Raw genomic sequence first — 7,207 nt, forward strand, 5'->3', positions numbered from 1 at the left:
CGCGGCGGCGGTCAGCGCGATCGCTGCGAGCAGGGTGGGGCGGCGGTTCACGGACGGCTCCCGGTGGGGCGAGGGGGTCATGAGCGCAGCCACGCTACCGAGGGGGCTCGACCGACACCAGAGCGAATTACGTCGACGCCCTGACGAAATAGCCACCAAAGCTGGCAATCCGGCACACCAGATCACCGAAAGAGCTACGACAAATGGCGGGCCAAGTCCCTGACTTGGCCCGCGCAAACGGCGTGATGCGAGACAACGCCGGGCGAGGCCACGCGAGGCGACGCCTGGGCAACAGCGCGGCGCCCTGCCTCCGGCTCGGTCCCTACCGCGCCCCAGCCCGATGCCCCCGCCCGCCGGCGGCCGACTTCTTCGAGCCCGTCGGCCACAGCTGTGGGCGGCGTTTGGCCGCCAGGTCCTCCGCCCAGCCGAAGGAGAGGACGCAGGCTCCGATGAGGACCCAGGTGAGGGCGAGGACGGGCCAGGGGCTTTCCAGGAGCCAGGGGACGTTCTGCCACAGCACGTCGAAGTTCCACAGGCGGTCCCACTGCGTCGCGGCGATGAGGATGCAGGTGTTGTGCCAGAGATAGATCGTCACGGCACGGGAGTTGAGGAGGGTGATCGGCTTGTCCCAGCGGCGCAGCCTGCGTGGCCATTCGGACCAGGACGGGCTGAAGTGCAGCAGGAGCAGCACCGTGCCACAGGACCAGAGGGCCTGGGCCAGCGGGATGCTGTCCAGGTCGTGCCCCTGGGTGAAGTTGTTGTTCGTGGCGTACCAGAGGCCCAGCAGGGCGATGGCCGGGGCGACCGACGGGACCACATAGCGCGGGAGCCGCTGCAGGATTCCCTCCTGGTGCGCCATGCCCAGGATCCAGCACGCACCGAACGTGCTGAAGTCCGTCAGCGCGGACGGAATCCGCTCGCCGGGGAGCGTCAGGTATTCGAGCTGGAACGCCGCCGACAGGACGATCGGCGCCGCGATCGTTGCCACCGGCAGCGCGCGCAGGGCGCGGAGCAGGAACGGAGACAGCAGCACGTACCAGAGGTACGCGCGGAGGTACCAGAGCGGGCCCGCGAGGTCCGCGGCCCAGTTGTCGCCGATGAAGCCCTGGATTCCGGGCAGCCCCTCGGCGTACGGCGGATCGCTGATCGGGACGATCCAGAAGGTGAGGTGGAGCAGCCACCAGCCCGGGTGCCCGTCCTCGTTCGGCCCCCAACCCTGGAGGACCATGCCGGTGACGCCGATCGCGCCAAGGAGCCAGAGCGGGGGCACGAGGCGGCGGATGCGGCTGCGGATGACCTGGGAGGCCGGGCGCTTCAGCGAACGGGCCATGAGGCTGCCGGCCAGCGCGAACATCACGCCCATGGACGGGAACACCAGCGGCAGCCAGGCCCAGCCCGTGAGGTGGTAGAGGACCACACGGAAGAGGGCGAGCGCCCGGAGCAGGTCGAAGTAACGGTCCCGGACCGGGCCGGAACGCTTGACGGAGTCCGGGGCAGCGTCCGAAGCGGAGTTCGACCCCGAGTCCGATCCCGAGTCCGACCCCGAGTCCGACGCGGCGGCCGAAGTCGCGCCCGGTTCCGAACCCCAGCCCGGTTCCGGCACTGAACCCGGGCCCAAACCGGAGCCCGGCCTCGTCTGCGTCGGGCCGTCCGGGTAACCCGGTGCCGTGGCGGGGCCGGGGAACGTCCGGTCGTACGAGTCGTGCATCGAGGTGTCCTGTCCGGCCCATGTGCCTGTGCCGGTACCGATTCCGGTACCAGTGCCTGTACCCGTACCGACTCCGGTACCTGTCCCTACTCCTACTCCTACTCCTGCTCCTGCGTCCGCGCCCGGCCACGGAGTGCCGGAAGTGCCGGACGGCTCCGGCCACGGAGTCCCGGGGGGCGGCGTGCTCATCCGACCGGCCTCCGGTCCATCTCCGGCTGTTGCGCGGCGCCGCCGCCCGGGCCCGCGGCGCCGGGCAGCCCGACCGCGCCCGTGCGCCGGAGCTTCTGCCAGCGCAGGCGGCCGCCGGTGAGGGCGGTGATCCAGGACTGGAGCAGCACGACGTACATGAGCTGGCGGTACAGGATCTGTTGGAGCGGGAGGGAGAGGAGGTGGGTCATGCGTTCCTTGTCGAGGCGGAACGCGTACGCCGCGCAGATCGCCTGGACCGCCAGGACGCCGAACCAGGCGAGGATCGTCTGCTCCGTGGGGCCGAAGACGAGTCCGTAGAGGAGGAACACGTCGATCAGCGGGGCCAGGAGCGGGGCCAGGATCATGAAGAGGGAGACGAGGGGCATGCCCACGCGGCCGAAGCGGCCCGACGGGCCGCGTTCGATGACCGCCCTGCGGTGCTTCCAGATCGCCTGCATCGTGCCGTACGACCAGCGGTAGCGCTGGGACCACAGCTGCTGGACGGACTCCGGGGCCTCGGTCCACGCGCGGGCGTTCTCCGCGTAGACAACCCGCCAGCCGTCGCGGTGCATCGCGATGGTGATGTCGGTGTCCTCGGCGAGCGTGTCGTCGCTCATGCCGCCGACGCGCTTGAGCGCGGAGCGCCGGAAGGCACCGACCGCGCCCGGGATGGTCGGCATGCAGTTGAGCATGTCGTACATACGGCGGTCGAGGTTGAAGCCCATCACGTACTCGATGTGCTGCCAGGCGCCGATCAGCGAATCCCGGTTGCCGACCTTCGCATTGCCCGCGACGGCGCCGACGCTCGGGTCGCCGAAGGGCTGGACCAGCTCGCGGACGGTCGCCGGTTCGAAGACGGTGTCACCGTCCATCATCACGATGAGGTCGTAACGGGCGTTCGCCACACCCCTGTTGAGGGCGGCGGGCTTGCCCGCGTTGAGCTGGCGCACGACGCGTACGTTCGGCAGGCGCAGGTTCTCGACGATGCGCGCGGTGCCGTCGCTCGACCCGTCGTCGATGACGATCACCTCGATGGGGTGATCGCTCGCCACGAGCGAGTGGACCGTCTGCTCGATGCACTTCGCCTCGTTGTAGGCGGGCACCAGGACGGAGACCGGTTCGGTGATCGGCCGCCCCCAGCTGAAGCCGCGGCGGCGGACCTTGCGGGCGTGCAGTACGGAGAGCAGCAGCATCAGCCCGAAGCGGGCGAGGACGAGTACGCCGATCACGGCGAGGCCGACGACCAGGATGCTGGTCGTCTTCTCGGAGGCCTGGACCGCGAGGACCCACGCCTTGCCCTTCCACTGGTCGGCGCCGGTGACCTTGGTGTGCGCGCTGGGCGCCTTCATGGCGGCGGTGAGTGTGTCGAAGCGGTAGCCGTCGTCCTGCAGCCCGGAGATGAACCGGTCGAGCGCGGCCACGGTCTGCGAGCGGTCGCCGCCGGAGTCGTGCATGAGCACGATGGCACCCTTGCCGCTCTTGGGCGTGGCCTTGCGGATGATCTCGTCCACGCCCGGCTTTTTCCAGTCCTCGCTGTCGTTGTTGCTGACGATCGTGATGTAGCCGCGGCTGCCGATGTACTCGGTGACCGGCCAAGACTTGTTGTCCATCAATTCGGCGAACGACGAGTACGGCGGCCGGAAGAGCGAGGTCCGGATGCCGGCCGCGCCCGCCAGCGCGAGCTGGTTCTGGGACAGCTCCCAGTCGATACGGCTCTTGGACTGGAACGAGAGGTCCGGGTGGTTGAAGGTGTGCAGGCCGACCTCGTGGCCCTCGTCGACCATGCGCTTGATGAGGTCCGGGTGGCGCGAGGCCAGGGCGCCGGTGACGAAGAAGACGGCGTGCGCGTCGTATCGCTTGAGGGTGTCGAGCACCTTGGGCGTCCACTCGGGATCCGGACCGTCGTCGAACGTCAGGACCAGCTCGCGGTCCGGAACGTCCAGACTGTCCGTGCGGCCGCCCCGGGTGTCGATCACCGGGCCGCCCTTCAGGACCCCCTTGGGGACCTGGTCGTGTCCCGCCGGTGCCTGGACGCGGTTGTCGGCAAGGATCTCGCTCTGTACGAAGCCCCGCAGCATCAGCATCGCCATCAGGGCGACGAGGACGAGCGAGGGCAGTAGATAGCGCATGGGCAGGCGTCGGCGCCGGACGGCGCCCCGCTCTGCTCCGCGGCGGCTGGTGCGGCGTGCCATCAGAGGGTGTTCTCCGGGGACTGTGCGGTTGGGGCGGCGCTCGGGTCGGGCGACACGACCGGACCGGGCGTGAGCGGGTCACCGGCGACCGTGTCGGTGTCACCACCGACCGGCGGATTCGAGGGGTCGCTGCTCTCGGTGACGCTCGGCTCGGGGTCGGGCGAGGACGGAGGCGGGTTCGACGGCCCGGTGTTCGACGGCTTCGGGGAGGTGGCCGGCTTCGTGTTGGTCGCCGACGGCTTCGGATCGGCGCTCTTCCCCGTGCCCGTGGGGCTGGCCGACGGGCCTGTCGAGGTGCCTGCGCCCGGCGAGTTGCTGACCGTGCCACCGGCCGACGGCGTCACGCCGGGCGAGGGGTTCACCTCGCCGGACGGACCCGCGGAGTCGGCGGGCAGCGGCGGGATCTCGACCTTTCCGGCCGGCTTGTCGTCCTGCTCCTGGCCCAGTTCCGGGAGCCAGGGCGCGCTGGAGTTGCCCGACATGAGCGTGGTGAGGATGACCACCGCGTAGACCGCGCAGGCCATGCCGACAGCCATGCCGATCCTGCGGTACCTGCGGCTGCGGCGGCCCGTCTCGTCGACGAAGACCGGGCCGTCCGAGGCCTCCTTGGTGCTGGGGGCGCCCTTGGCCTGCTGGACGAGCCAGTCCTCCAGCTGCCGTCCCACACCGTCGAGCTGGACCGTGACCTCGTGCGGGTCGTGGGTGTGCTCGGGGTGCTCGGACTCCTGCCAGGAGTCCTGGGCGGCGTCGGAGTCGGCGTCGTCCCAGACGGAACGGGTGGCTCCGGCGGACTCGGTGGACATGACGGGGGCCCCGGTGGATACGACAGGACCGACGGGACCGACGGCCCCTCCGGACCGGCCGTGCTCCGGCCGGCTGACGCCCGGACCACCGTCTCTCTGTTCCCCGCCCTGCCCGAACTCGCCGAACCCGCCGCGATCGCCGCGATCCCCGTACTTCCGGTGTTCGCCGTCGCTCCACGGGCCGTCACCGCGCAGGTCGTCACCGCGCAGGTCGTCACCGCGCCGGTCGTCGCTCAGCACGTCGTTGTTCCGCCCGTCGTCGTTCGGCTCGTAGTCGTTCGGCGCGTCGTCTCTCTGTCGCGGCACCGACGGCGCCACGACACGGCGGAACCACACGTCGGTGTCACGCCCGTCGGTGTCACGCCGATCGGAATCACCACGGCCGGAATCCCACCGGCCGGAATCACCACGGTCGAAGTCCCCGCGGTCGGCGGCTCTGCCGCCGAATTCACCGCCACCGGAGTCGCTGCGAAACGACTGATCGGTCTCCCGAGGGGCCGCCTGACCGGCCTCACCACGGAACGACAGACCGTCCTTACGACGGGCCGACTGATCGGCTCCACCCTCACTCCGACGATCGGAATCGCTCCGACCCGGTTGGGCGCCTTCCGGCCAACTTTCCACGCGCACGCACATCCCCCCACGGGACTGGTTCAAGGGGTGCTTGTACGACCCGGGCACTCGTACTCGTCGTCCGGACCGGACCCCCACCCGGCCCGAGCGCCCCCTTTATCACACTGCACCCGGCCCATGAATGTAGCGCACGTAAGCAACAGTGAGGGTTCTGTGTCAGGCCCGGCTCATCATGATGAGTGCATCTGTGGCCGGAATCCAACCCTCCGGAGGCCGCTCCAGCCACCCTTCCGCCCCCGCAAGTCGCGCCGCCGCGGTGCGCAACGCCTCCACTCCACGATGCGTCAGCCCCTTCCGCCACACCAGCGACACTGGTGACAGCGGTACGGGGTCAACGAGGGGCCGGAGGACGGATTTGGGCATGGCCGGAAAATCCATCACGGCCAGGACGGGGTTTCGTTTCTTGGCCATGATCCTTTGGAACTCCTCGGCGCCGACGGCGAGCGGTGCCGGCGCCGCGACCTCAATGCCTCGTCCCTCGAAAAGCTGACGGGCGAGGTCGGTCCACTCCAGCGTCCGGGGATTCCCGGCTCCCGCGTACACCTGTTCGCCCGCCAGCGCGTCGAGCGGTATGGCATCCATTTCGGCCAGCCGGTGGTCCTCCGGCAGCACGACGGCCATGGGCTCGTACCGCACGGGCTGCTGTTCCAGGCGGGCACGGACCGCCGGGTCCAGGCCCGCGAACCGCCCGAAGGACGCGTCGAGCCGCCCGGCGAGCAGTTCGGCGGCGGCGCCGGTGAGGCCACTCTCGAAGCGGGTCATCAGCTCGCAGTCCGGAGCGAGTTCACGGGCCAGGGCCAGCACACGCCCGGAGACCAGCCCGGGGCTGTTCACGTCCACGAGCAGGGGCCGCTCGGCGTCCGGCCGCCCGAAGGCGGAGAGCAGCTCGTCCTGCGCCGCCAGCGCCCGCCGCGCGTAGGGCAGCAGCCGCTCGCCGTCGAGGGTGAGCGTCACCTGCCGGGTGGTGCGTACGAAGAGGGTGGCGCCCAACTCCCGCTCCAGCCGCCGGATGTCACGGCTGAGGGCCTGCTGGGCGACGTACAGCCGGGCGGCCGCACGCGTGAAGTGCAGGTCCTCGGCGACGGCGAGGAAGGCGCGCAGCAGGCGGGGATCGAGGTGGGCGGGCATCGGACGAACTTACAACGCGGGTGCGTCAATCGGTACGGAGTAGGTGTTGGACCCCCGCCGAAGGCCCGGGCGAACGTTGATCCATGCCGCGACCACCCCGACCAGCCCTTCAGCAGCCCCCTCGGCCGTACCCCCGGCCCCGCCCCGACGCACGTACGACCATCCCCGCCGTCACCGCCGACAGCCTGGTGGTGGCCGACTTCGGACCGCGGCGCCGGGCCCCCGGGTCCGGGTCCGGGTCCAGCTCCGGGCCCGGACCGAAACGGCCTCGGCGCGACCCCGACCCGCACCGAAGCAGCGCGCACGACAGCACCCCGCCCGCAATCAGCCACCACCCCCGCAACCCGTACCGCCGCCTCTTCACCATCCCCGGCACCCGGGCCTTCACCCTCGGGAATCTGATCGCGCGGCTCCCCATGGGCATGTTCAGCGTGAGCGCGGTGATCATGATCGCGGGGGCGCGGGGCTCGTACGCGCTCGCCGGTGCCGCCCCCGCGACCGGGCTGGCGGCGACTGCGGCCGTCGCGCCCTGGACCGCGCGGCTGGTCGACCGG

General features: G+C 70.7%; 4 protein-coding genes and 1 pseudogene. 1 reads left to right on the top strand and 4 read right to left on the bottom strand.

What is annotated here, in order from left to right; all coding sequences use genetic code 11:
* Positions 1–322: 322 nt before the first annotated feature.
* From O3Q52_RS45445 to O3Q52_RS45460, 4 genes are all read right to left on the bottom strand, one after another.
* Positions 323–1,708 (bottom strand): acyltransferase, encoded by a 1,386-nt coding sequence (locus O3Q52_RS45445; RefSeq protein WP_269654361.1) that lies wholly within the window; start codon positions 1,706–1,708, stop codon positions 323–325.
* Positions 1,709–1,893: 185 nt separating this feature from the next.
* The gene (locus O3Q52_RS45450) at positions 1,894–4,089 is read right to left on the bottom strand and encodes a glycosyltransferase (protein WP_269654362.1); all 2,196 of its coding nucleotides are present in this window, start codon (positions 4,087–4,089) and stop codon (positions 1,894–1,896) included.
* Positions 4,089–5,198: a hypothetical protein gene (locus O3Q52_RS45455; RefSeq protein ID WP_269654363.1), complete on the bottom strand. Its 1,110-nt coding sequence runs from the start codon at positions 5,196–5,198 to the stop codon at positions 4,089–4,091. Before O3Q52_RS45455 ends, O3Q52_RS45450 begins: the two co-directional genes overlap by 1 nt.
* Positions 5,199–5,681: 483 nt before the next feature.
* The gene (locus O3Q52_RS45460) at positions 5,682–6,653 is read right to left on the bottom strand and encodes a LysR family transcriptional regulator (protein ID WP_269654364.1); all 972 of its coding nucleotides are present in this window, start codon (positions 6,651–6,653) and stop codon (positions 5,682–5,684) included.
* 83 nt (positions 6,654–6,736) lie between these two features.
* On the opposite strand from O3Q52_RS45460, the pseudogene O3Q52_RS45465 reads away from it, so the two are divergent.
* Positions 6,737–7,207: pseudogene (locus tag O3Q52_RS45465) on the top strand (hypothetical protein); the annotation flags it as partial.

This window comes from Streptomyces sp. ActVer, assembly GCF_027270795.1.
Taxonomy (GTDB): Bacteria; Actinomycetota; Actinomycetes; order Streptomycetales; family Streptomycetaceae; genus Streptomyces; species Streptomyces umbrinus_A.